This window comes from Flavobacterium sp. UBA4197 (genome assembly GCF_002379575.1).
Taxonomy (GTDB): Bacteria; Bacteroidota; Bacteroidia; order Flavobacteriales; family Flavobacteriaceae; genus Flavobacterium; species Flavobacterium inviolabile.
Genome location: NZ_DFUB01000015.1, coordinates 1 through 22,624 on the forward strand (window position 1 = coordinate 1; position 22,624 = coordinate 22,624).

Sequence of the window (22,624 nt, forward strand, 5' to 3'; positions counted from 1 at the left end):
ACTTATTTCAGGACGGGACAGAAATAATAAAAAAGCCCGGTTATTTAACCGGGCTTTTTATTTTTTAAGAATCATAAGTCGTCTTCCTGCGTTTTTTGAAAACCAGGTAATAATAGCCTATTCCTATCGCGGCAAGGAGCAATAGTAATGCAAAATTATCTATTGGAACAGGCGGATCACTATCACCGGGTGGGTCATTTGGACCTTCTTCTTCACTCGCTGTTATAAAAGAAGCAAAAGAATTTACATGAGAAAATAGTAAAATGACAACAAACCATTTTTTTTGATGTAATAAACGCATAAATTTTAGTTAATAGATGGTAAAAATAAACAAATTAATGTTAATGTATTGCGATTTTACATCAATTTAATGATTGTAAAATGTAAAATTTTACGTGCGTATTGTTCAAAAAATAAAAAAGCGTAAACTTTTTTAGGGTTTACGCTTTTTTTATTGGTTTATCGGTAAGGTGTTAATCCATTTCCGAGGTGAAATGCAATTTAACCGTTGGGAACTTGCTTTGTGTCATCTGTATCGAGAAATCAGAATCGGCAAGGAATACCAACTGACCGTATTTGTCTTTTGCCAGGAACTTTTGCTTGATACGTTTAAATTCGGCGAACTCTTCGTTTTTAGTATCATCCGGTCTTACCCAGCAGGCTTTGAATGCCGGGAAATTTTCATAGGAACATTTAGCGCCATATTCGTGCTCCAGACGGTATTGGATAACTTCATACTGTAAGGCACCAACCGTTCCGATTACTTTACGGTTGTTCATCTCCAGAGTAAATAACTGGGCTACCCCTTCGTCCATAAGCTGGTCGATTCCTTTGTCAAGCTGTTTGGCCTTCATCGGATCGGCGTTGTTGATATAACGGAAATGCTCCGGAGAGAAACTCGGGATACCTTTAAAGCTCATCAATTCTCCTTCTGTTAAAGTATCTCCGATCTTAAAGTTTCCGGTGTCGTGCAAGCCTACAATGTCACCCGGATAGGAAATATCAACGATCTCTTTCTTCTCGGCAAAGAAAGCATTCGGACTTGAGAATTTCAGGTTTTTACCCAGACGAACGTGTAAATATGGTTTGTTTCTTTCGAATACGCCCGATACAATTTTAATAAAAGCCAGACGGTCACGGTGTTTCGGATCCATATTGGCGTGAATTTTAAAGACAAAACCGGAGAATTTATTCTCATCGGGTTTTACCTCCCGGGTATCGGAATCTTTTGGTCGCGGTGACGGTGCTATTTCAATAAAACAGTCCAGTAGCTCCCGAACCCCGAAATTATTTAAGGCCGAACCGAAAAATACAGGTTGTAGTTTTCCTTCCAGGTATTCGTTTCTGTCGAACGGCGGATAAACTTCATCAATTAATTCTAATTCTTCCCGTAATTTATTAGCCGGTTTTTCACCAATGATCTTTTCAAGTTCCGGATTGGCGATGTCCGAAAAAGCAATGGTCTCTTCAATATTTTTACGGCTGTCTCCTTCAAAAAGATTGATGTTCTTTTCCCAGATATTATAGATACCTTTAAAATCATATCCCATACCGATAGGGAAACTCAAAGGAGTAACTTTTAAGCCTAATTTTTTCTCCACTTCATCCATTAAGTCAAAAGCGTCTTTACCTTCTCGATCCAGTTTGTTGATAAAAACAATCATCGGGATGTTACGCATACGGCACACTTCTACCAGTTTTTCCGTTTGCTCTTCCACACCTTTTGCCACGTCAATAACAACAATTACACTGTCAACAGCTGTTAGCGTACGGAAAGTGTCTTCTGCGAAATCCTTGTGACCCGGAGTATCGAGAATGTTGATCTTTTTGTCCTTATAATTAAAAGCAAGTACAGAAGTGGCAACCGAAATCCCTCTCTGGCGTTCAATCTCCATAAAATCCGAAGTTGCTCCTTTCTTGATCTTGTTGCTTTTTACAGCCCCTGCTTCCTGAATAGCCCCTCCGAATAATAATAGTTTTTCCGTTAAGGTGGTTTTACCCGCATCGGGGTGGGAAATAATACCAAAGGTTCTTCTGCGTTGAATTTCTTTCTGAAAGCTCATTTTTAACAAAAATTAATGGCTGCAAAAGTAGCTATAATTTGTGAAAACTTCTTTTATAGCCAAAAAAATAAGAAGTTTAATATTACTTTATGCGACGATAATTTTTTGTTAATAGTAAAAAGCATAGTTGCATAATGTAATTGAATTGTTATTTTTGTTGATTGCTAATCAACTATTACCCCAGATCCTTGTTAAAGGACTGCCCGAAAAACAATAATTTTAAAGAAAATAAATATTTCAAAAGAATGAAATTAAAACATGTTCTGTTAGGTCTTTTTGTTGCTGCGAATACGTTCTCTTATGCGCAGGATAAAACAAAGAAAGTGCTTTTCAATATTGATAATCATCCTTTTTATACTGATGAATTTAGCAGAGTCTATAAAAAGAACCTTGATTTGGTAAAAGACGAATCACAAAAAGATTTGGATCAGTATCTGGATCTTTTTTTAGGTTACAAACTCAAAATTCAGAAAGCAAATAAATTAGGCCTGCAGAATGAAGCCAATTATATTGCAGAACTAAAATCGTATCGTACGCAATTGTCAAGAAACTATATGACAGATACGAAAGTTACCAAAGAACTGGTAGACGAAGCCTACAAGCGCTCGCTTAAAGAAATAAAAGCTTCCCATATCCTTATTAATGTTGACGAAAATGCGTCGCCTGCCGATACGCTAAAAGCCTACAACCAGGCTTTGGATATCCGTAAAAAAGCAATTGCCGGAGAAGACTTCGGAGATTTGGCAGCCCGTTTTTCACAGGATCCGTCTGCAAAAGACAACAAAGGAGATTTAGGTTATTTCTCTGTATTCAGAATGGTTTACCCTTTTGAAACTGCTGCTTACAAAACCAAAAAAGGAGAAATTTCGATGCCGGTTCGCACCCGTTTCGGATACCACCTGGTAAAAGTAAACGATATTCGGGACAACCGCGGTCAGGTAACGGTAGCCCACATCATGCTGATGAAAGCTGAAAACCCGATTGAAGGAGAAGCGGTTAAAAACACAATTGAAGATATCTACAAAAAAATAAAACAGGGTGAAAGCTTTGAAACCCTGGCGCAGCAATTCTCACAGGATCGCTCTTCTGCCGGTAAAGGCGGACTTTTACAGCGTTTCGGTTCGGGAGAACTAAGCTCGGAAGCCTTCGAAAATGTGGCCTTCTCATTAAAAAACTCAGGCGATGTGTCCGAACCGTTCCAAAGTCAGTTCGGATGGCATATCGTAAAACTGATCGAAAAATTCCCGGTTCGTGACTTTGCAGACACGCAAACGGAATTTGAATCCAGAGTTCGTAAAGACGACCGATCCAAATTGATCGATGCTTCCCTGAATGATAAGCTGACCAAAAAATATGCTGTAGAGAAAAACGCAAAACTATATGCCAAAGCGGCAAAACTGGTTACCGATAAATTCTATACTCAGGAATGGGAAGTGCCGGCAGCTACAAAAGAACTGGAAGGAAACCTTTTGGTGATCAACAAAGAAAAAGGCATTACCGCGATGAACTTCCTGGAATTTGTCAATACACAACAAAAAAACAAATGGGGTCTGAAACCAATTGGTAAAGTTGTAGACCAGTTATACGGTAAATTCATTCAGAACCAGTTGGTAGCGTATTATAACGACAACCTGGAAAAAGAAAATCCGGAGTTTGCCAATGTAATGGATGAGTACAGAGACGGATTGCTGTTATTTGATTTAATGGAAAAAGAAATCTGGAACAAGGCAAAAACCGATACCCTTGGCTTAAAAGCATTCTACGAAAAGCATGTGGCTGATTACCAGTGGAACCCAAGAGTGGAAGCAAATGTATTCTCTTCAACAAAAGAAGAAGCCATTCAGCAGACTTTGAAATTCTTAAAAAAGAAAAAATCAATTGACTTCATCAAAGAACAATTGAATAAAGACAATAAAGTTTCCATCATGGTAAAATCGGGTGTGTTCGAAGAAGGAAGTGATGCCTTGCCGAAACACCAGAAACTGGAATTGGGACTTTCGGATGTTTTTAAAGACGGGAACTATTATTTTATCACCCAGGTGACGAAAAAACTGCCTAAAGGAGCAAAAACATTTGAAGAAACCAAAGGGAAAGTAATCAATGACTATCAGCAATATCTGGAAAGCAAATGGGTTGATGACCTGAAAAAAGAATTTACGATAAAAGTAAATAAAGATGTTTTCACGCAGGTGAAACAGGAGTTGCAGCAATAAAGCATGAAAAAAGTAGCCGTAATAATTTTAGGAGCCCTTACGGTTTTGTCTTGTGATTATTTTAAAGCAAAGCACAAACCGGAAGCAATCGCCAGAGTGAATGATTCCTATCTTTATTCTGACGAGATAAAAGGTCTGGTGCCTGCCGGTACCTCGAAAGAGGACAGCCTGACCATCGTGAAAGGCTATATCGACAGATGGGCGACCAAAACATTGCTGATGGATGCGGCTGAGGTAAATTTGAGCGACAAGCAAAAAGCAACTTTTGATGAACTGATAAAACAATACACAACCGATCTGTACACCGGTGCCTATATTGAGCAAATCGTAAAACAGGCGATTGATACGGTCATAACAAATGACGAATTGTTGCGTTATTATCAGGCGAATAAAGAGAACTTTAAAACAACAGGAAACCTGGTGCGGTTAAAATATATTAATCTGACAAAAGATAATCCTAAATTTGCCCTCATCAGAAGCCGTTTTAACTCGGCAAAAAAAGAAGATAAAAAGGCATTGGAGACGATGACCATACAGTTTAAAAGCTATGCTTTTAACGATACGGTCTGGGTAGACATGAACCAGGTATATAAAGCCCTGCCGTTCGTTACTCCTGATAATCGTGATCGATATATTACAGATGGTATTTCCTATGAATATAAAGACAGTTTATCGGCTTATCTGGTCAAAGTAAATAAGGTTCTGGAACGCAATCAGGTAGCGCCTTTCGACTATATAAGCCCTACAATAAAACAAATAATACTAAACAACAGGAAATTAGAATACATTAAGAAATTTGAAAAAGAGATCACTAATGATGCCATTAAAAATAAGAAATATGAAGTTTATAAATAAAAAAGCGGCTTTTATTTTTGGATTGACGGTTGCCATCTTCGGAACGGCACAGGCGCAGAAAAGTCCAAAAAAGAAGATTGATGGAGTAGTAGCCGTTGTTGGGGAATATGTTGTTTTGGATTCAGATATCGACAAAACATTTGTCGAATTACAGGCACAGGGGATCGACATTAAGAATATTACCAGATGTGAAATGTTTGGTAAACTATTGGAAGATAAATTATATGCACACCAGGCAATACAGGACAGTATTGTTGTAACCGATCAGGAAGTACACGATTTTATGAATTCACAGCTGGACCAGATGGTAGAGCAGGTGGGGTCTATTGATAAAGTAGTTAAATTTTACAACAAGAAAAATCTGGAAGAATTTAAAACCTACTTTTTCGACATTGTAAAAATGAACAAGCTGACTTCGCAGATGCAGCGTAAAGTTGTTGATGCTGTCGAAATCACTCCGGAAGAAGTGCGTACCTTCTTTAAAGGAATTCCAAAAGAAGATTTACCGGTTTTCGGAGCAGAAATGGAAGTAGCCCAGATTGTGGTAAAACCTAAAATCTCGGATGCCGAAAAACAAAGGGTGATCAACCAGCTGAAAGACATCAAAAAAGACGTTATGGAAAACGGAGCCAGTTTCTACAGCAAGGCCGTTTTGTTTTCAGATGATAAAGCTTCCGTTCCAACCGGAGGATTCTACAAAATGACCCGTAAAACAGCTTTCGTAAAAGAATTTAAAGATGTGGCATTCAGTCTGGCCGAAGGTGAAATTTCGGAACCGTTTGAAACCATGTACGGCTACCATATTATTTACCTTGAAAAAATCAGAGGACAGGAACTGGATTTAAGACACATCCTGATTATTCCTAAAGTATCGGACGATGCGATGAAAGAAGCAAAAGAAAAAATCGAGAAAATCCGTCAGCGAATCGTAAACGGGGAGATCTCTTTTGCCGATGCAGCCCGTTCTTCTTCAGATGAAAAAGAAACCCGTAACAGTGGTGGTATCCTGGTTAACCCAAGAACATTGGAAACCCGTTTCGAATTAACAAAAATGGATCCGACGTTATACAGCCAGGTTTCCGATTTAAAAGACGGAAAAGTTTCCTTGCCGTTAGTGGATAATGACGATAAAGGAACAAAGTGTTACAAATTAATGACGGTTACCAATCGTTATGACGAGCACACGGCCGACTATGCTAAAGACTATATCAAGATTAAAGAATTAGCCTTAAAAGAAAAACAAATCAAAGCCATTGCAAAATGGACTGATGAGAAAATTAAAGAAACCTATATCAAAATTAACGGAGAATACAGAGATTGTAAATTCACGAATAATTGGTTGAAAAAATAATTTTTAAAAAATAATTAAAAGAGTTAGTTTTATGAATTTAAAGCTAACTCTTTTTTAATTTAATATATACCTGAAAATAACATGTCAGACGTTGCAGCAATTCAGAACTTGGTTCAAAAGCAAAAAGCACTTAAGCAGGAAATCGCTAAAATTATTGTAGGCCAGGATGAAGTAGTTAATCAAATTGTACTAAGCATCTTTGCTGGTGGTCATGCCTTGTTGGTAGGAGTTCCCGGATTAGCCAAAACCTTAATGGTCAATACGATTTCACAGGCTTTGGGACTTGAATTTAAACGGATTCAGTTTACGCCCGATTTGATGCCGTCCGATATTTTGGGAAGTGAGATCTTAGATGAAAGCAGAACCTTTAAATTTATCAAAGGCCCTATTTTTTCGAATATAATTTTAGCCGATGAGATTAACCGTACACCGCCAAAAACACAGGCAGCCTTATTGGAAGCCATGCAGGAAAAATCGGTTACGATAGCCGGGCATCATTACAAACTGGACCTGCCGTTCTTTGTACTGGCAACACAAAACCCGATTGAGCAGGAAGGAACCTATCCGTTACCGGAAGCGCAGTTGGACCGTTTTATGTTTGCGGTAAAATTGAATTATCCCACTTTTGAAGAAGAAGTACAGGTAGTGAAAAGCACAACAACGGATGTAAAAGTACAGGTAAACCCATTATTTACAGCGCAGGAAATAATCGATTTCCAGCACCTGATCAGACGTATTCCGGTAGCGGATAACGTGATTGAATATGCTGTGTCTTTAGTGAGCAAAACACGTCCTGACAACGCATTGGCAACAGACTTCGTGAAAAACTATCTGGATTGGGGAGCCGGACCGCGTGCTTCGCAAAACCTGATCCTGGCTGCTAAAACAAATGCCGCATTAAACGGTAAGTTTTCACCGGATATTGAAGATGTAAAAGCTGTTGCAACCGGAATTCTGCGCCACCGTATTATTAAGAATTACAAAGCTGATGCAGAAGGAATTACGGAAGAAATGATTATTGATAAATTGATATAATTTTTTTACTTTTATTACGTTTTTGATATACTAACCAAAAAACGTTGTCAAATGAGAAATATTTTAAAAAATTTACCAGAATTTTTACTGATCGGACTGGCTGTTTTCTTTTTTTTCGAAACCCTGATTGTAAGGAGCGAAATTAATTATGTAATGCTGATCGTGACCGCAATAATGGTTGCTCAGGTAATTTTTAAAAATAAATATTTTGGCGTCTTTTTGGGAATAGCCGTTGGCCTGATCTCCTTCGGACTTTTTTTAGCGGTCTTGTCTGATTATCGGAAATTCCCGGAAGTTACGGCTAAAGCGATCGAATTGATAACCGTGGGTGGTTTGATGGCGTTGGCCGGAGCAGTATTATCGGCAGTCATGATTTTTAAATACTTTAGTCAGGACGATAACGCAGCAGTAAAACTATAAACAGCATAGCAATAAATAAAAGAGCCTTTTCAATACTTTTTGAAAAGGCTCTTCTGTTTTCAGGTATAACCGTTCTGTTGCTTATTGTTGCTGTATTTTCTCTTCCAGTTCCCGGTCGTGAAAAAACAAAAACATACTGCCCATCATATCCTGTTCGGTAGCAGTGGTATTGTTCACGTTTAAAACTAATTCATAATCGTGATTGCCGTAAAGCCAGACACCGGTTTCGGAACGGAATGGCTGTATTGCTTTTAACCCGATCTTATCTTTATAATTGGTCACCTTACAGGTAAAAACGGTCTTGTTTGCAGTCTTGTCATAAATGCTGATTGCGGTGGCAAACGGGTGTACGTGCGGAGCAGAAAAATGCAGGCGGGCACTATCCTGAATTTGCAGCTGTTCCTTAATAGAACTGCGGTAAGTGGCAGCACCGGTGGGAATCACCCAATGCCCGGACAATTTGTTTCCGTTCTTGTCTTCATAAGTATGATTTTTGGTCTCTACGGGAATGCACTGATTGCTTCCCGGATCCAAAGGGTCTTTAAAAGGATCATGCTTGTCAAAAGGCAATTGTATAAAAACGGTTTTGCTCATCAAAGGCTTTATAGGGCTTTTGGAAGCATCATATTTAACCGTGATTTTGTGCTTTACCTTTTTAAAAATATCCGGAATATTCTGGTTTAAGGTCTGCGATGTCACAAAAAGAAAATCGTTGCCTATAACAGGAACCCCGTAGCCTTCCGGGAAATCAAAACGTTCCAGTCCTTGCGATAACGACGTGAGCCGCGGGTATTGTTTGCCAATGCGGTCGTTTAGCTGCCAGTGATGGTAATACTTTACATCATTGATGTCAACATTCATGTGGCAGATATAATCATTGGATAGTACGGCATTGGTATTGGCATCAAGTGCCTGTACTTCGAAACCTTTAATCCACAACAGCTTTTCGGTCTGATTCAGCTGGATATAGCGGGAGGCTTTCGGGCCTTCCATGGATTTGTAAATACCGTCAATAAGAAAAGCAGGCGATACCATGTTGTATTCCTGTGTGCCGCTGGCAACGGTCCAGTTGCTGTCTAATAATCCGGTGAGATACAAAGCCTTTGTTTTTACGATTGCTTTATGCCGGTTGGACAACTGGGAATATACAATTCCGGTCACCACTATAGCGGAGAATACCAGGATTGCTGTATATTTATATATCTTTGATTTTGTCATAATTACATTCGGTAGAAAACAAAAATACATAATAAAATGAATGGTACTAAAATAACCGGAACGGAACGTGTTTTCGGATTAGATGTTATGCGTGCTGCGGCAATCCTGATGGTTTTAGGCGGCCATTTATTGTGGATTTACCCGGATTGCCCGAAAATATTATCCCAGCTCTTTACGTTGTTCGGATTTTGGGGTGTGGAACTGTTTTTTGTGTTAAGCGGCTTCCTGATTGGCGGCATTCTATACCGTTTGTTTTTAAAAACGGACTTTACCGGGGCAACTGTTTTTTACTTTCTGCAAAGAAGATGGTTCCGGACACTGCCCAATTACTTCCTGGTATTGCTGCTCAATTGCGGTATCGGGATGTTGTTTGGTTTTCAAATGACGCATGCCGGTTACTACTTCCTTTTTCTGCAAAACTTTGCTACAACCATGCCGGCCTTTTTTCCGGAATCCTGGAGCCTGTCGGTAGAAGAATTTGCCTATCTGATTAGTGTGCTGGCGCTTTTTGCTGCGGCTATACTGATTCCGGGAAAAAACAGATCCCGTCTTTTTATAACAGTGGTTTTAGGGTTGATAGCTGTATTTATAGGAGCCAAGATCGGATATTACTGCTGGACGTCCAATACAACCCTGATCCAGTGGAATGTGTCGTTAAAAGCCGTAGTGATCTATAGGATAGACTCCATTTTAATCGGAGCCGTCTTTAGCTGGCTGTCTCTTAATTATCCGGAATTCTGGGCAAAGCAAAAGATAAAAATGGCTGCTTCAGGTTGTGTGCTGATAGTGCTGATGTATGTGGGAGTAGGTTTTTTCCGGATTCTGATTGCAGACTATCCGTTCTTTTGGAATGTACTCTATTTGCCGGTTACCTCGCTCACGTTTGCGCTGTTTCTGCCTGTTTTGTCCGGATGGAAAACGGCACCGGCCTGGCTGCTTAAACCGGTTACTTTGGTGAGCCTGATCTCATATTCCGTTTACCTGCTTCATTACAGCCTTATCCTGCAATTACTCAAATACTGGATCGATACCACGGCTCTGGTGGGCTGGCAGCTGCATCTTTTTACAATAATGTATCTCGGCATTACTTTTTTACTGAGTTATCTGCTGTATCGTTATTATGAAAAACCGTTAATGGCACTCCGGAAATAAATTATTGGTTGCGAAAAACATTTTTCTGCGTTTATTTTAAGCGATAAAAACACTCATTTTAGCCTGTTTACAGGCTTTTATGGCCGTGCGGATTTTGGGTTTTATTAGTAAATGAGTTGTTTTTTTTAGGAATTGACAATATAAAATTAAAAAAATATGAATTTCTTGCTTTTTGGTGTTATTTCTTGAATTCGTTGAAAAATATTCATTAAAATAGAATGTTTATAAATAATAATTCTTTGAAATCAATGAAATGCTAAAAATTTTCAATTCTCATTAAGATTGCTTAAATTTGTGCCACTTTTAAAAAACAAACATAATAATAACATAACTTATTCATAGTATGGCTTTTGATATTGAAATGATTAAAAAAGTGTATGATAACATGGCTGAGCGTGTTGATAAAGCACGTGAACTTGTTGGTCGTCCATTAACATTATCGGAAAAGATTTTATATTCTCACTTGTGGGAGGGGACTCCAACACAAGCTTTTACAAGAGGTAAGGATTATGTTGATTTCGCTCCGGATAGAGTAGCGTGTCAAGATGCGACTGCGCAGATGGCATTATTGCAGTTCATGCACGCAGGAAAAAATAAAGTTGCCGTTCCAACAACGGTTCACTGTGATCACTTGATCCAGGCTAAAGTTGATGCAAAAACGGATTTAGCGAGAGCAAAATCACAAAGTAGTGAAGTATTCGATTTCCTTTCTTCTGTTTCCAATAAATACGGAATCGGATTCTGGAAACCGGGAGCAGGTATTATTCACCAGGTAGTTTTAGAAAACTATGCTTTCCCGGGCGGTATGATGATCGGTACGGATTCACACACTGTAAATGCAGGTGGATTAGGAATGTTAGCTATTGGAGTTGGTGGAGCAGATGCTGTTGATGTAATGTCGGGTATGGCTTGGGAATTAAAATTTCCAAAACTTATCGGGGTTAAATTAACAGGTAAATTATCAGGATGGACGGCTCCAAAAGACGTTATCTTAAAAGTAGCCGGAATTCTTACGGTAAAAGGAGGAACAGGAGCTGTTGTGGAATACTTCGGAGAAGGAGCTACGGCAATGTCTTGTACCGGTAAAGGAACAATCTGTAATATGGGTGCTGAGATTGGTGCAACAACATCAACTTTCGGATATGATGATTCAATGGATCGTTACCTGCGTTCAACAGGACGTGCAGATGTTGCAGATGCAGCAAACAAAGTAGCACAATATTTAACAGCAGATGCGGAAGTATATGCTAATCCGGAACAATATTTCGATCAGGTAATCGAAATCAACCTTTCAGAATTAGAGCCGCACTTAAACGGACCTTTCACTCCGGATTTGGCAACGCCAATCTCAAAAATGAGAGAAGAGGCAGAGAAAAACAACTGGCCTTTAAAAGTTGAAATCGGATTAATCGGTTCTTGTACAAACTCTTCTTATGAAGATATTGCCCGCGCTGCGTCATTGGCAAAACAGGTTGCGGATAAAAAATTAAAAACAAAAGCACAATTCACAATCACACCGGGATCAGAGCAGGTTCGTTATACTATCGAGCGTGACGGATTCATCGATACTTTCGATAAAATCGGGGCAACAGTATTTGCAAATGCCTGCGGACCATGTATCGGAATGTGGGATAGAGAAGGTGCTGAAAAAGAAGAAAGAAATACAATCGTTCACTCTTTCAACCGTAACTTCTCTAAACGTGCCGATGGTAACCCGAATACATTAGCATTCGTTGGTTCTCCGGAATTGGTAACCGCTTTAGCGATTGCAGGTGATTTAGGATTTAACCCGCTTACGGATAAATTAATCAACGAAGACGGTGAAGAAGTAATGTTAGACGAGCCTACAGGAGATGAATTACCTAAAAAAGGATTCGCTGTAGAAGATGCAGGATACCAGGCACCGGCAGAAGACGGTTCAGGTGTTCAGGTAGCAGTTTCGCCAACATCGGAGCGTTTACAATTATTGGATCCGTTCCAGCCTTGGAATGGTGAAAACATTACCGGAGCAAAATTATTGATCAAAGCTTTCGGAAAATGTACAACCGACCACATTTCAATGGCAGGTCCTTGGTTGCGTTTCCGTGGTCACCTGGATAATATTTCTAACAATATGTTGATTGGAGCCGTAAATGCGTTTAACCAAAAAACAAATAACGTTAAGAACCAGTTAACAGGAGAATATGCAGAAGTACCGGCGGTACAACGTGCTTATAAAGCGGCAGGTGTTCCCTCTATCGTTGTGGGTGACCATAACTACGGAGAAGGATCTTCCCGTGAGCATGCTGCAATGGAACCACGTCATTTAGGTGTGAAAGCGGTATTGGTAAAATCATTTGCCCGTATCCACGAAACAAACCTTAAAAAACAAGGTATGTTAGCGTTAACGTTTGCAAACGAGGCAGATTACGATAAAATCCAGGAAAACGATACAATCAACTTCTTGGACTTAAAAGAATTTGCACCAGGTAAACAATTAACATTAGAATTTGTTCACGCTGACGGTACAAAAGATATCATCATGGTAAATCATACCTACAACCAGGGTCAGATTGGCTGGTTTGTGGCTGGTTCTGCCTTAAACTTAATTGCTGCCGGAAAAGCATAATTAAGGAATATAGTATAAAGCAAAAGCGCTCCGAATTTCGGAGCGCTTTTTTTATATAAAATTTGGTAAAACTCACACCTCGTATTTCACACCTCACACTTCGTACTTCTTATATCGTACCTCATATATCATACTTCGCCTCCTTCCTCATAAAACCTCCGGATTCACAATATTCGCAGGTTTCCCATTGGCATAATGAATAACATTTTCAAAAGCCTTTTCAAAGTAAAGTTCATAACTGTTCTGTTCAACATAACCCAGATGCGGCGTACAGATAACATTAGGCATTTGCAGCAGCTCATAATCCGGATCATAAACCGGTTCCCGTTCGTAAACATCTACAGCGGCAAAGCCCGGATGTCCTTTTTTAAGAGCGCTTGCTAAAGCACCTGTTGCGATTAGCTCTGCCCGGCTTGTGTTGACAATAATAGCCTCCTTTTTCATGTCCAGTAAATCACTTTCTGTTACAATTCCGGTTGTTTCGCCGTTCAGGCGCAGGTGTAAAGTGATGATATCGGCATTCCGGAAAAAATCGGACTTGCCGGAAGCGACCTGGAAACCGTCTTTTACAGCCTCATTCCGGGAATTTTCGCTGCCCCATACCAATACGGTAGCACCAAATGCCCGGGCATATTGCGCTACTTTTTTACCGATCTTGCCATAACCCCAAATCCCGATAGTCTTACCGTGAACGGTACGGCCGATGTTGACCTGCCATTTTCCATCTTTCATTGCCTGGATGGCCTGCGGCAACTGGCGCATGGCATTCATGATCAAAGCCCATGTTAACTCTGAAGGTGCAACGGGCGAACCGATACCTTCCGCAACGGCAACCTTATGGCGGGTGCAGGCATTCAGGTCTAAATGATGCGATATTTTTCCCGTTTGACTGATGAGCTTTAAATTGGGCAGACGGGAAAGCAGGGCTTCCGAAATTTCCGTTCGTTCCCGTATCAGTACCAAAACATCGGCATCCGAAAATTTTGCCGCCAGTTTATCAATATCTTGTTCGGTTTCATTGTAAATAACAACCTGGTGGTCTTTAAGAAGTTTAAAGCAATCCAAATGCATTACGGCATTTTGATAATCGTCCGGAATTATGATTTTCATAATATGATTTTTAGGGAATAAGGAAACTTAAAGGTAAAAAAAAACCGCCTCAGGATCCTGAGGCGGTTTGATAAAATTTCGTTAATAACGACTATTAATAGTACATGTAACGTCTTACTTTAGCAATGTATTTAGCCAAACGAATTACCTGGTGGCTATAGCCGTATTCGTTATCATACCAAACATACATAACCACATTTTTCCCGTCAGCAGAAACAATTGTTGCATTGCTGTCGAAAATTGAAGGAGCAGAAGTTCCAACGATATCAGACGATACCAGTTCGTTATTTAAAGAATATTTGATTTGCTCTACAAGTTCCCCTTCTAAAGCATATTGTTTCATAATGTCGTTTACACCATCTTTAGAAGTTGCTTTTTCAACCTCTAAATTCAATACTACTAACGAACCGTTTGGAACCGGTACACGGATAGCATTGGATGTTAATTTTCCGGCTAAAGAAGGCAAAGCTTTTGCAACAGCGCTTCCGGCACCAGTTTCGGTAATAACCATGTTTAAAGCTGCAGCTCTTCCACGACGGTATTTTTTGTGCATGTTGTCAACCAGATTCTGGTCGTTTGTATAAGCGTGGATCGTTTCCAAATGCCCTTTTACAACACCTAACGTATCTTCTACTGCTTTTAAAATAGGAGTGATTGCGTTTGTTGTACAGGAAGCGGCAGAGTAAATTTTTACTTCATCCGGATTGTAATCATTGTGGTTAACACCATAAACGATATTCGGTACGCCTTTTCCTGGAGCAGTTAACAATACTTTGTCGGCACCTTTTGAAGTTAAGTGACGGCTTAGGGCTTCTTCTGTTGTAAAAGCACCGGTATTGTCAATTACCAAAGCATCGTTAATACCATATTTTGTATAATCGATATCTTCCGGAGCATTGGCAGTAATGATGTGTACTGTTGTTCCGTTAATAATCAAAGCATTGTTTTCCGGATCAGCAATTACAGAACCTTCGAAATCACCGTGAACAGAATCATAACGCAATAAAGAAGCTCTTTTTTCAAGAAGTACAGCGTCATTTTTATCACGGGTAACAATAGCTCTTAAACGCAATTGTTGTCCTTTACCGATTTTCGACATTAATTCACGTGCCAGTAAACGTCCGATACGGCCAAAACCGTATAAAACAACGTCTTTCGGCTGGATGTCCTGCGTGTCTTTTGCGTTTTTCAGTTTGTCTAAAACAAAAGCGGTTGCATCGTTATATTTATCATCTTCCAGATGATATTCATAAGTAAGTTTTCCAATATCAATACGGGAAGGTGGTAAATCCAAAGACTCGATAGCTCTTGCGATCTCTACTGAATCGAAAATATTGATTGGTTTTTGAACAAATTCTCCTGCATATTCGTGTAAGTTGATAATATCACTTACATTTCTGTCGATCAATTGGTTTCTGAAAAGAACTAATTCAATTGATTTGTCATACCATAAGTCGCTAATAATTTTGATAAATTCAACGCCAGCTCTTCTTCTGTCTGCCTGAAAAGCCAACTCTTTTTCGTATACAGCACTATTGTTGTTCATGAAGTAAATAAGTTAGATTGTGTTGTTAGTAAAATTGGTGCAAAAGTATTGATTTTTACTGAATTTATTTTAGAAAAAACAAGTTTTTTAAAATTAAAAACCCGACTAAAAAGCCGGGTTTGTTTTTGTGGTTCCGTTTTATTGGGTGATGACTTGTACAAGCACTCCTTTTTTGGTAATTATTTCTAAGCGAACCGATTGATCTTCTCCTTTTCGGGCTAAAGCGCGGGACACTGTTTCGATGTCGGTGGCTTTTGCACCGTCAACATTTAAGATAATGCTGCCTTTTAAATCGTTTGCATATTTCAGAAGATTGCCGCTGGTCACATCTTTTATTTTTACTCCGTAATTAATGTTGAACATTTTCTTTTCGGCAGCGCCAATGTCTTCAAGCTCCAGTCCGTTAAACTCATAATTCAGCAGCTCTCTTTTGGTAAGCTCGATTTTTACATCCTTGCGGTCGCCATCGCGGATAATGCCGGCAATCACCACATCATTCGGACGTTTGGTGTTGATATATGAGGATACATCTGCATACGAATTGATATTCTGATTGTCCAGTTTAACGATAATATCGCCTTTGCGTAATCCGGATTTTTCCGCACCGGATTTTTTAGAAACATTGGTGATGTAAAAGCCCTGTGTCAGTTTCACGCCGAATTCTTTTGAAGCGGCACTGTTCAAATCGGTTCCTTCAACACCCAGTACACCGCGTTGTACATTTCCGTATTCCATTAGATCTTCAATAATTTTACGGGTAATGTTAGACGGCACAGCAAAAGAATACCCCACATACGAACCGGTTACCGAAGAGATCATCGTGTTGATCCCGATCAGCTCACCACGGGTATTCACTAACGCACCGCCACTGTTTCCGGGATTAACGGCAGCATCGGTTTGTATAAACGACTGAATGCCGTTGTTGGAAAGATTTCTGGCTTTGGCCGAAACAATTCCGGCTGTTACTGTTGAAGTAAGGTTATACGGATTACCAACAGCCAGAACCCATTCGCCTACCTTAAGATTGTCGGAATTTCCAAATGTGGCATACGGCAGCTTTTCATCGGCATCCACTTTCAGTAAAGCGATATCCATTTTACTGTCGGTACCGATTAATCTGGCTTTATACGTCTTATTATTATTTAAGGTAACTTCCAGTTCGGTGGCATTCTGGATCACGTGATTGTTTGTTACGATATAACCGTCTTCCGTAATAATAACACCGGAACCGGTACCGATTTGCGTTTGCTGCTGGTCACCTCTGTAACCGTAAAAGAACTCCATTAACGGGCTCGACGGTATTTTGGAAACCGAAACGTTTTTAACGTGAACAACAGTGTGTACCGCATTCTCGGCAGCAGCTGTAAAATCCATGTTCTCAGCTCCTAAACTTACATTTCTGGTGTAATTGTCTGATGCGATAGAAAGTCTGGAATCATTGGGAGAATTGCGGTCAAATAAAACTTTGTAAGCTCCCAGAGTAATAGCTCCGCTTAACAGTGAAACTAATAATAAGCTTGATAATCTTTTCATATTCGCTGGTATATTTAATTATTTAACAGTAAAATTATAAACTTCAGGAATTCAAAAAAAGGGTTTAACGCCCGTTTAACAATCTTTAACGTGTCATTAATATTTGTACTTTTGTGAATCACTACCTTAGTGGTAATAAAAGCAAAAAAGCAACGTTGTAGCAACTACACAAAAGCCTTATTTAATATTCGAATACTAAATGAAAGTAACTTTTTATAAATATCAGGGAACGGGTAATGACTTCGTTATGATCGATAACCGTCAGTTGACATTTCCCAAAAATGATACCAAACTGGTAGCATATCTGTGCGACAGAAGATTTGGCATAGGTGCCGACGGATTGATACTGCTGGAAAATGACGAATCGACAGATTTTCGTATGGTGTATTATAACTCAGACGGAAACGAAAGTTCCATGTGTGGAAACGGAGGCCGCTGTATCGTGGCTTTTGCAAAAGAACTGAACCTTATTAACGATCAGACCACTTTTATAGCGACAGACGGTTTGCATCATGCAACTATCGCGGCTAATGGTATCGTGTCGCTGCAAATGAAAGATGTGGATACGGTGGAACAGCATGAAAACCATGTATTCTTAAATACCGGTTCGCCGCATCACGTGGAATTGGTGGACGATTTGAAGATTTTTGATGTTAGAAACGAAGGTGCCCGGATCCGTTACAGCGATTTGTACGGAAAAACGGGGAGTAATGTGAACTTTGTAGCCCAAACGGGAACGGACAAATTTTCAGTGCGCACCTACGAAAGAGGGGTGGAAGATGAAACGCTTTCCTGCGGAACCGGAGTAACGGCTGTGGCAATCGCCATGAAAGCAACCGGAAAAACAACCGGTTCTGTGATTGAACTGGAAGTAGAAGGCGGAAAACTGGAAGTGAGCTTTCAGGAAAAAAACGGCTTTTTTACCCAGGTTTTTCTAAAAGGTCCGGCTACCCGGGTTTTTAAAGGAGAAATCGATTTTTCATAAGACTTTAAGGTAATAACAGTTGGTAACACTAAAAGGAGATAAAATTTATCTGAGAGCTTTGGAACCCGAAGATCTTGAATTTGTGTATGCTGTCGAAAATGACGAAGCGATTTGGGAAGTAAGCAATACGCAAACCCCTTATAGCCGCTTTTTAATACGGCAGTATCTTGAAAATGCACAGCAGGATATCTATGAAGCCAAACAATTGCGGCTGGCGATTTGTAAAAACGATGATTTTAAAGCAATAGGCCTGATCGATTTGTTTGATTTTGATCCGAAAAATCAGAGAGCCGGAATCGGGATCGTTATAAAAAACACGGAAGACCGGAGTAAAGGTGTTGGAAAAGAGGCGTTACGCTTACTGATTGCGTTTGCATTTGAGCAATTGCAATTACATCAATTGTATGCAAATATTAGTCAGGAAAATGTAGCGAGTATTCAGCTTTTTACTACTTTTGGCTTCCAATGCATCGGGGTGAAAAAGGATTGGGTTCGCACCCAAAACCGGTTTACCGATGAAGGAGTTTATCAATTAATTCATCAATCTTAATCGTATTTTTATTTTGAAAGTAAAGAAAATTATCAGCATCTTTTCGGTGGTATTGCTATTTATCGCTTTGATTTATGGTTATATACTGTATAATAAAGTGTTTTCTGCCAATACTAAATTTTCGGAAAATGAAACCTTTGTATATGTACCCACCGATGCGACCTATCCGCAAGTGCAGAAAATATTGGAGCCTTACGTAAACAATATGGAATATTTTGATTTTGTCGCTTCCAAAAGAGGCTATAATCAGAATGTGGTATCCGGAAAATTCCTTTTAACAAACGGAATGAGCAGCTTTGATATCGTAAGAGCTTTACGCAAAAACGTACCGGTGAAAATGGCTTTTAACAATCAGGAATCCCTGGGGAAATTAGTGCAGCGATTATCGTCTCAGATTGAACCGGACAGTATTACTTTGATGAAAACCTTTACCGATTCTACGTTTATGGCAGAAAACGGTTTTACAGAAGATAATGTTTTGAGTATGTTTATCCCGAATACCTATGAATTTTACTGGAATACCACAGGAATCAAGGTGCGCGATAAAATGATCAAGGAATACCGTAAATTCTGGAATGAAGACCGCCTGGCAAAAGCAAAAGCATTGGGCTTAACGCCATTGGAAGTGTCTGCATTAGCTGCTATTGTACATAAAGAAACAGCAAAAGTGGACGAAAGACCACGGGTTGCCGGTGTTTACCTGAACCGTTTAAAAGTAGACATGCCGCTTCAGGCAGATCCAACGGTTATCTATGCGGTAAAAAGAGAAAGCGGTGATTTCGACAGAGTGATCAAACGCGTACTGTATGAAGACCTGAAAATTAACTCTCCTTATAATACCTATATTCATACAGGATTGCCGCCGGGACCAATCGCGATGCCGGATATTAACGCAATCGATGCGGTTTTAAATGCCGAAAAACACGATTATATCTATTTCTGTGCAAGTGTTGAAAAATTCGGATACCATGAATTTGCGGCAACTTTGGCACAGCATGGTGTAAACAAAAAGAAATATGTGGAATGGCTTGCCAAACAGGGCATTAATCGTTAATTTTTGAAAAGCAACCTGCAAAATAGTACAACATACAAATCAAAAGAAATTTTGACGGCTTCCCGATATTTATCGGGAAGTTTTGTTTTAGGCAAAATGATGTCCGGATGGAATGTAACGGTTTGTTTTTTACTGCTGCTGTTTTTCGGTTCTGTACAGGCGCAGTCCTTTTTGATTCCTTCCGATACGCTCAATAAACAAAGAAGAACGCTGGTGTATGCCTCCGAAGGAGTTGTTTTGGGTGGTGCTTTGATTGGTTTGAACCAATTGTGGTATAAAGATTACCCGCGCAGTGGTTTTCACTTTAAAAACGACAACAGCGACTGGATGCAGATGGATAAGGCGGGACATGTTTATACGGCTTACCACATGGGACGAATGGGAGCGGAGTTGCTGGAATGGAGTGGTGCCGACAAAAAAGAACAGTTAGTATATGGTTCCACGTTGGGTTTTGCCTTTTTAACGGCTGTGGAAACCTTCGACGGATTTTCTCAGGAATGGGGAGCCTCCTGGGGCGATGTGGTGGCTAATGCTTCCGGAACCCTGTTGTATGTGTCGCAGGAACTGCTGTGGAAAGAACAGCGCATCACGCCGAAATTTTCATTTCATACCACCCGTTATGCCGCGATGCGACCGGATGTTTTGGGGAAAGATTTAAAAGAACAGCTGCTAAAGGATTATAACGGGCAGACGTACTGGCTTTCGGCAAATATACAGGCCTTTACCAAAACGGAAATGCTGCCGGAATGGCTCAGCTTTGCAGTGGGCTATAGTGCCGAAGGAATGCTGTCCGGAAGAGCGGAAACCTTACCGCCCGAATTTGCTTCAGAAAGTGGGCGGTATCGTCAAATCTTATTTAGTCTGGATATAGATTTCAAAAAAATTAAAACAAAATCTCCGGTTTTGAAAACAGTTTTCTCGATTTTAAACACCGTAAAAATTCCGGCTCCCGCTTTGGAACTCAGCGACTTCAGTAGGCTCCGCGGGCATTGGCTCTATTTTTAGAAAAGTTTAACATGCTGATTTTCAGGTTTATAATTTTTGTCTTATATTTGCAAACGGAAATTTCATGTCGGTGACAGCGCTTGAGAAATCAAAATGTATGATAAAAAGATGGACTTACTTTTTAGGATTGATACTCCTAATCACCTTAATCAGTTCTGGTTTTAAAGCTTTCGAGGTAGAAAAATTAGAAGGATTTCATGTAGAGGATGATGAAGTGATCACGTATTTAGTTCCCACAGAGGAAGAAACAAGCAAAGTATTTTTCAATTTCCCTTTTACCGGTAAATCTTATGTAGGCTTCAAGCAGGCAATTGCTGTGAAAGAGTCATTAGGACTGTATGACCTGGTTAACCCTTTTGGTTATATGGGGAAATACCAGTTCGGGAAAAGCACCCTGAGAACGGTTGGAATTTATAATGCAGCTGAGTTTCTGAAAAACCCTAAAATGCAGGAGAAAGCTTTTAAAGCGCTTCTGGCCCGTAATAAATGGGAGTTACGAAAAGAGATTGACCGTTACGAAGGTAAAGTGATCAAAGGCGTGAAAATTACAGAATCAGGAATTCTGGCTGCAGCACACTTGGGTGGTGCAGGATCTGTAAAAAGCTTTTTGAGAAGTAATGGTGCAAACGGATTTACAGACGGTTTCGGAACTTCACTGCGAAGTTATATGAAACGATTTGGAGGATACGATACATCTAATATTGTAGCCAATCCGGATGCAAAAGTAAAGATGAATTAATTCATTTTATGAATAATAAAAATACAAGGTCGGTTATGTAAATCGACCTTATTTTTTTTCCACTCGTTCACCGTTCTGGTTTTGATAAACTCTGTTGGCAGGGTAATATCGCAGGCAATGCAAAGATGTGTGCTGGGCTGTAGAATCTGTAACAAATCTTCCATCAGCTTGTTGTTGCGATAAGGTGTTTCAATAAATAATTGCGACTGGTTCTTATCGTGTGATAGCTTTTCAAAATTTTTCAGGGCTTGTTTTTTCTCCGATTTGTCAATCGGAAGGTAACCGTTAAAGGCAAAACTCTGCCCGTTCATTCCGGAAGCCATGATTGCTAAAAGAATGGACGATGGACCTACTAAAGGAACAACCTGAATGCCTTTTTCATGAGCGATTTTTACAATGGCCGCACCGGGATCGGCTACACCGGGACAACCGGCTTCACTCATTAAACCAATGTTCTGACCTTCTAAAAGCGGCTGTATAAAGGCATTGTGCTCGGAAGCTTCGGTGTGTTTGTTCAGTACGGAAATTTTTAAATCCGGCTGTTTTTTTTCGGCATGTACGCTCTTGATAAACCGGCGGGCGGTTTTTTCATTTTCAACGATATAGTAATCAATGAAATCAATGCTTCTTTTTATGGTTTGCGGTAACACATCTTCGGGATTCATTTCTCCTAAAGTTGTTGGTATCAGGTATAACTTGCCATAAAGAGCGGTTGGTTTCATAAGTGCTGGTTTTTTAATTTGTCGGCAATAATATCGCAGGCATCGTTCAGTAAATTGTAAACTTGTTCGAAACCGTTTTGTTCGCCATAATAAGGATCGGGAACGGCGATGTTTTCACCGGGATAAAGCTCATTTAAAATGAGTTTGACTTTTAATTTTGCAGTGTCGTCAGGAGCCAGGCGGATAATGTCTTTAAAGTTGGAATTGTCCATGGCGAAGATATAATCAAAGTTCTGGAAATCGGATAACTTAAATTGACGGGCCCGCTGGTCGGTAATATCAATACCTTTGTTTTTTGCGGTCAGTATAGAACGATTGTCGGGAAGCTCTCCGGCATGCCATCCTCCGGTTCCGGCAGAATCTACAAAAAAAGATTCCCGGGGAAGTTTACTTTTTAAAATTCCCTCAGCCAGCGGGGAGCGGCAGATGTTCCCCAGACAAACCATTAAAATCTTTATAGGCATG

General features: G+C 39.9%; 20 protein-coding genes. 12 read left to right on the top strand and 8 right to left on the bottom strand.

The genetic code is table 11. The annotated features are described in order from the left end of the window. Positions 1–64 precede the first annotated feature (64 nt). Together B3394_RS07405 and B3394_RS07410 are read right to left on the bottom strand one after the other, a co-directional pair. Positions 65–301 (bottom strand): hypothetical protein, encoded by a 237-nt coding sequence (locus B3394_RS07405; protein WP_286914707.1) that lies wholly within the window; start codon positions 299–301, stop codon positions 65–67. A gap of 172 nt (positions 302–473) precedes the next feature. Next, complete coding sequence (locus tag B3394_RS07410; RefSeq protein WP_286914709.1) at positions 474–2,063, bottom strand: peptide chain release factor 3; 1,590 nt, start codon at positions 2,061–2,063, stop codon at positions 474–476. 245 nt (positions 2,064–2,308) lie between these two features. Here B3394_RS07410 and B3394_RS07415 point away from each other — a divergent pair, with 245 nt between their 5' ends. The 5 genes from B3394_RS07415 to B3394_RS07435 all read left to right on the top strand — a co-directional run bounded on the left by B3394_RS07415 (position 2,309) and on the right by B3394_RS07435 (position 7,937). Next, positions 2,309–4,276: a peptidylprolyl isomerase gene (locus B3394_RS07415; protein ID WP_286914711.1), complete on the top strand. Its 1,968-nt coding sequence runs from the start codon at positions 2,309–2,311 to the stop codon at positions 4,274–4,276. 3 nt (positions 4,277–4,279) lie between these two features. Beyond that, on the top strand, positions 4,280–5,131 hold the full coding sequence (locus B3394_RS07420) for a hypothetical protein (RefSeq protein ID WP_177729824.1): 852 nt from the start codon (positions 4,280–4,282) through the stop codon (positions 5,129–5,131). Continuing rightward, a complete protein-coding gene (locus B3394_RS07425) occupies positions 5,115–6,482 on the top strand; it encodes a peptidylprolyl isomerase (protein WP_177729822.1) in 1,368 nt (455 codons plus the stop codon). The genes B3394_RS07420 and B3394_RS07425 overlap by 17 nt, the downstream gene beginning before the upstream one ends. An 81-nt stretch (positions 6,483–6,563) precedes the next feature. Next, positions 6,564–7,517 carry an AAA family ATPase gene (locus tag B3394_RS07430; protein ID WP_177729820.1) on the top strand — a complete coding sequence of 318 codons (954 nt, stop codon included), beginning with the start codon at positions 6,564–6,566 and terminating at the stop codon, positions 7,515–7,517. 51 nt (positions 7,518–7,568) lie between these two features. Further along, on the top strand, positions 7,569–7,937 hold the full coding sequence (locus B3394_RS07435; protein ID WP_286914720.1) for a hypothetical protein: 369 nt from the start codon (positions 7,569–7,571) through the stop codon (positions 7,935–7,937). Between the two features lie 81 nt (positions 7,938–8,018). Here the strand turns inward: B3394_RS07435 and B3394_RS07440 are convergent, their stop codons facing one another. Beyond that, positions 8,019–9,155 carry a hypothetical protein gene (locus B3394_RS07440; protein WP_286914723.1) on the bottom strand — a complete coding sequence of 379 codons (1,137 nt, stop codon included), beginning with the start codon at positions 9,153–9,155 and terminating at the stop codon, positions 8,019–8,021. Between the two features lie 36 nt (positions 9,156–9,191). On the opposite strand from B3394_RS07440, the gene B3394_RS07445 reads away from it, so the two are divergent. Both B3394_RS07445 and B3394_RS07450 read left to right on the top strand, forming a co-directional pair. Next, positions 9,192–10,307 carry an acyltransferase family protein gene (locus B3394_RS07445; RefSeq protein WP_286914731.1) on the top strand — a complete coding sequence of 372 codons (1,116 nt, stop codon included), beginning with the start codon at positions 9,192–9,194 and terminating at the stop codon, positions 10,305–10,307. 343 nt (positions 10,308–10,650) lie between these two features. After that, positions 10,651–12,915 carry an aconitate hydratase gene (locus B3394_RS07450; protein ID WP_177729811.1) on the top strand — a complete coding sequence of 755 codons (2,265 nt, stop codon included), beginning with the start codon at positions 10,651–10,653 and terminating at the stop codon, positions 12,913–12,915. Between the two features lie 147 nt (positions 12,916–13,062). Here B3394_RS07450 and B3394_RS07455 read toward each other — a convergent pair whose 3' ends face one another. The 3 genes from B3394_RS07455 to B3394_RS07465 form a co-directional block, all read right to left on the bottom strand. Further along, complete coding sequence (locus B3394_RS07455; RefSeq protein ID WP_286914734.1) at positions 13,063–14,025, bottom strand: D-2-hydroxyacid dehydrogenase family protein; 963 nt, start codon at positions 14,023–14,025, stop codon at positions 13,063–13,065. A gap of 94 nt (positions 14,026–14,119) precedes the next feature. Then, a complete protein-coding gene (locus tag B3394_RS07460; RefSeq protein ID WP_177729807.1) occupies positions 14,120–15,571 on the bottom strand; it encodes a glyceraldehyde-3-phosphate dehydrogenase in 1,452 nt (483 codons plus the stop codon). A gap of 138 nt (positions 15,572–15,709) precedes the next feature. Further along, complete coding sequence (locus B3394_RS07465) at positions 15,710–17,104, bottom strand: trypsin-like peptidase domain-containing protein (RefSeq protein ID WP_286914737.1); 1,395 nt, start codon at positions 17,102–17,104, stop codon at positions 15,710–15,712. Between the two features lie 199 nt (positions 17,105–17,303). Between B3394_RS07465 and dapF the strand changes: the two genes are divergently transcribed. From dapF to B3394_RS07490, 5 genes are all read left to right on the top strand, one after another. After that, positions 17,304–18,089 carry a diaminopimelate epimerase gene (dapF, locus tag B3394_RS07470; protein WP_177729803.1) on the top strand — a complete coding sequence of 262 codons (786 nt, stop codon included), beginning with the start codon at positions 17,304–17,306 and terminating at the stop codon, positions 18,087–18,089. 19 nt (positions 18,090–18,108) lie between these two features. Further along, positions 18,109–18,639: a GNAT family N-acetyltransferase gene (locus B3394_RS07475; RefSeq protein WP_273244003.1), complete on the top strand. Its 531-nt coding sequence runs from the start codon at positions 18,109–18,111 to the stop codon at positions 18,637–18,639. A 13-nt stretch (positions 18,640–18,652) separates the two neighbouring features. Continuing rightward, positions 18,653–19,693, top strand: a complete 1,041-nt coding sequence (gene mltG, locus B3394_RS07480; RefSeq protein WP_286914745.1) for an endolytic transglycosylase MltG — start codon at positions 18,653–18,655, stop codon at positions 19,691–19,693. Between the two features lie 3 nt (positions 19,694–19,696). Then, entirely contained in the window at positions 19,697–20,698 is a 1,002-nt protein-coding gene (locus B3394_RS07485; protein WP_286914748.1) for a DUF2279 domain-containing protein, read from the top strand. A gap of 97 nt (positions 20,699–20,795) precedes the next feature. Beyond that, on the top strand, positions 20,796–21,437 hold the full coding sequence (locus B3394_RS07490) for a peptidoglycan-binding protein LysM (protein ID WP_273243998.1): 642 nt from the start codon (positions 20,796–20,798) through the stop codon (positions 21,435–21,437). Here B3394_RS07490 and B3394_RS07495 read toward each other — a convergent pair. Together B3394_RS07495 and B3394_RS07500 are read right to left on the bottom strand one after the other, a co-directional pair. After that, complete coding sequence (locus B3394_RS07495) at positions 21,434–22,159, bottom strand: SAM-dependent methyltransferase (RefSeq protein WP_177729795.1); 726 nt, start codon at positions 22,157–22,159, stop codon at positions 21,434–21,436. The genes B3394_RS07490 and B3394_RS07495 overlap by 4 nt on opposite strands. Further along, positions 22,156–22,623, bottom strand: a complete 468-nt coding sequence (locus tag B3394_RS07500; protein WP_177729793.1) for a low molecular weight protein-tyrosine-phosphatase — start codon at positions 22,621–22,623, stop codon at positions 22,156–22,158. Before B3394_RS07500 ends, B3394_RS07495 begins: the two co-directional genes overlap by 4 nt. Between the last annotated feature and the right edge of the window lies 1 nt (position 22,624).

What these genes read in the sequence shown, in the direction of transcription:
- B3394_RS07405 (WP_286914707.1), bottom strand. Translation starts at nt 301, where the DNA reads ATGCGTTTATTACATCAAAAAAAATGGTTTGTTGTCATTTTACTATTT.
- B3394_RS07410 (WP_286914709.1), bottom strand. Translation starts at nt 2,063, where the DNA reads ATGAGCTTTCAGAAAGAAATTCAACGCAGAAGAACCTTTGGTATTATT.
- B3394_RS07415 (WP_286914711.1), top strand. Translation starts at nt 2,309, where the DNA reads ATGAAATTAAAACATGTTCTGTTAGGTCTTTTTGTTGCTGCGAATACG.
- B3394_RS07420 (WP_177729824.1), top strand. Translation starts at nt 4,280, where the DNA reads ATGAAAAAAGTAGCCGTAATAATTTTAGGAGCCCTTACGGTTTTGTCT.
- B3394_RS07425 (WP_177729822.1), top strand. Translation starts at nt 5,115, where the DNA reads ATGAAGTTTATAAATAAAAAAGCGGCTTTTATTTTTGGATTGACGGTT.
- B3394_RS07430 (WP_177729820.1), top strand. Translation starts at nt 6,564, where the DNA reads ATGTCAGACGTTGCAGCAATTCAGAACTTGGTTCAAAAGCAAAAAGCA.
- B3394_RS07435 (WP_286914720.1), top strand. Translation starts at nt 7,569, where the DNA reads ATGAGAAATATTTTAAAAAATTTACCAGAATTTTTACTGATCGGACTG.
- B3394_RS07440 (WP_286914723.1), bottom strand. Translation starts at nt 9,155, where the DNA reads ATGACAAAATCAAAGATATATAAATATACAGCAATCCTGGTATTCTCC.
- B3394_RS07445 (WP_286914731.1), top strand. Translation starts at nt 9,192, where the DNA reads ATGAATGGTACTAAAATAACCGGAACGGAACGTGTTTTCGGATTAGAT.
- B3394_RS07450 (WP_177729811.1), top strand. Translation starts at nt 10,651, where the DNA reads ATGGCTTTTGATATTGAAATGATTAAAAAAGTGTATGATAACATGGCT.
- B3394_RS07455 (WP_286914734.1), bottom strand. Translation starts at nt 14,025, where the DNA reads ATGAAAATCATAATTCCGGACGATTATCAAAATGCCGTAATGCATTTG.
- B3394_RS07460 (WP_177729807.1), bottom strand. Translation starts at nt 15,571, where the DNA reads ATGAACAACAATAGTGCTGTATACGAAAAAGAGTTGGCTTTTCAGGCA.
- B3394_RS07465 (WP_286914737.1), bottom strand. Translation starts at nt 17,104, where the DNA reads ATGAAAAGATTATCAAGCTTATTATTAGTTTCACTGTTAAGCGGAGCT.
- dapF (WP_177729803.1), top strand. Translation starts at nt 17,304, where the DNA reads ATGAAAGTAACTTTTTATAAATATCAGGGAACGGGTAATGACTTCGTT.
- B3394_RS07490 (WP_273243998.1), top strand. Translation starts at nt 20,796, where the DNA reads ATGATAAAAAGATGGACTTACTTTTTAGGATTGATACTCCTAATCACC.
- B3394_RS07495 (WP_177729795.1), bottom strand. Translation starts at nt 22,159, where the DNA reads ATGAAACCAACCGCTCTTTATGGCAAGTTATACCTGATACCAACAACT.
- B3394_RS07500 (WP_177729793.1), bottom strand. Translation starts at nt 22,623, where the DNA reads ATGCCTATAAAGATTTTAATGGTTTGTCTGGGGAACATCTGCCGCTCC.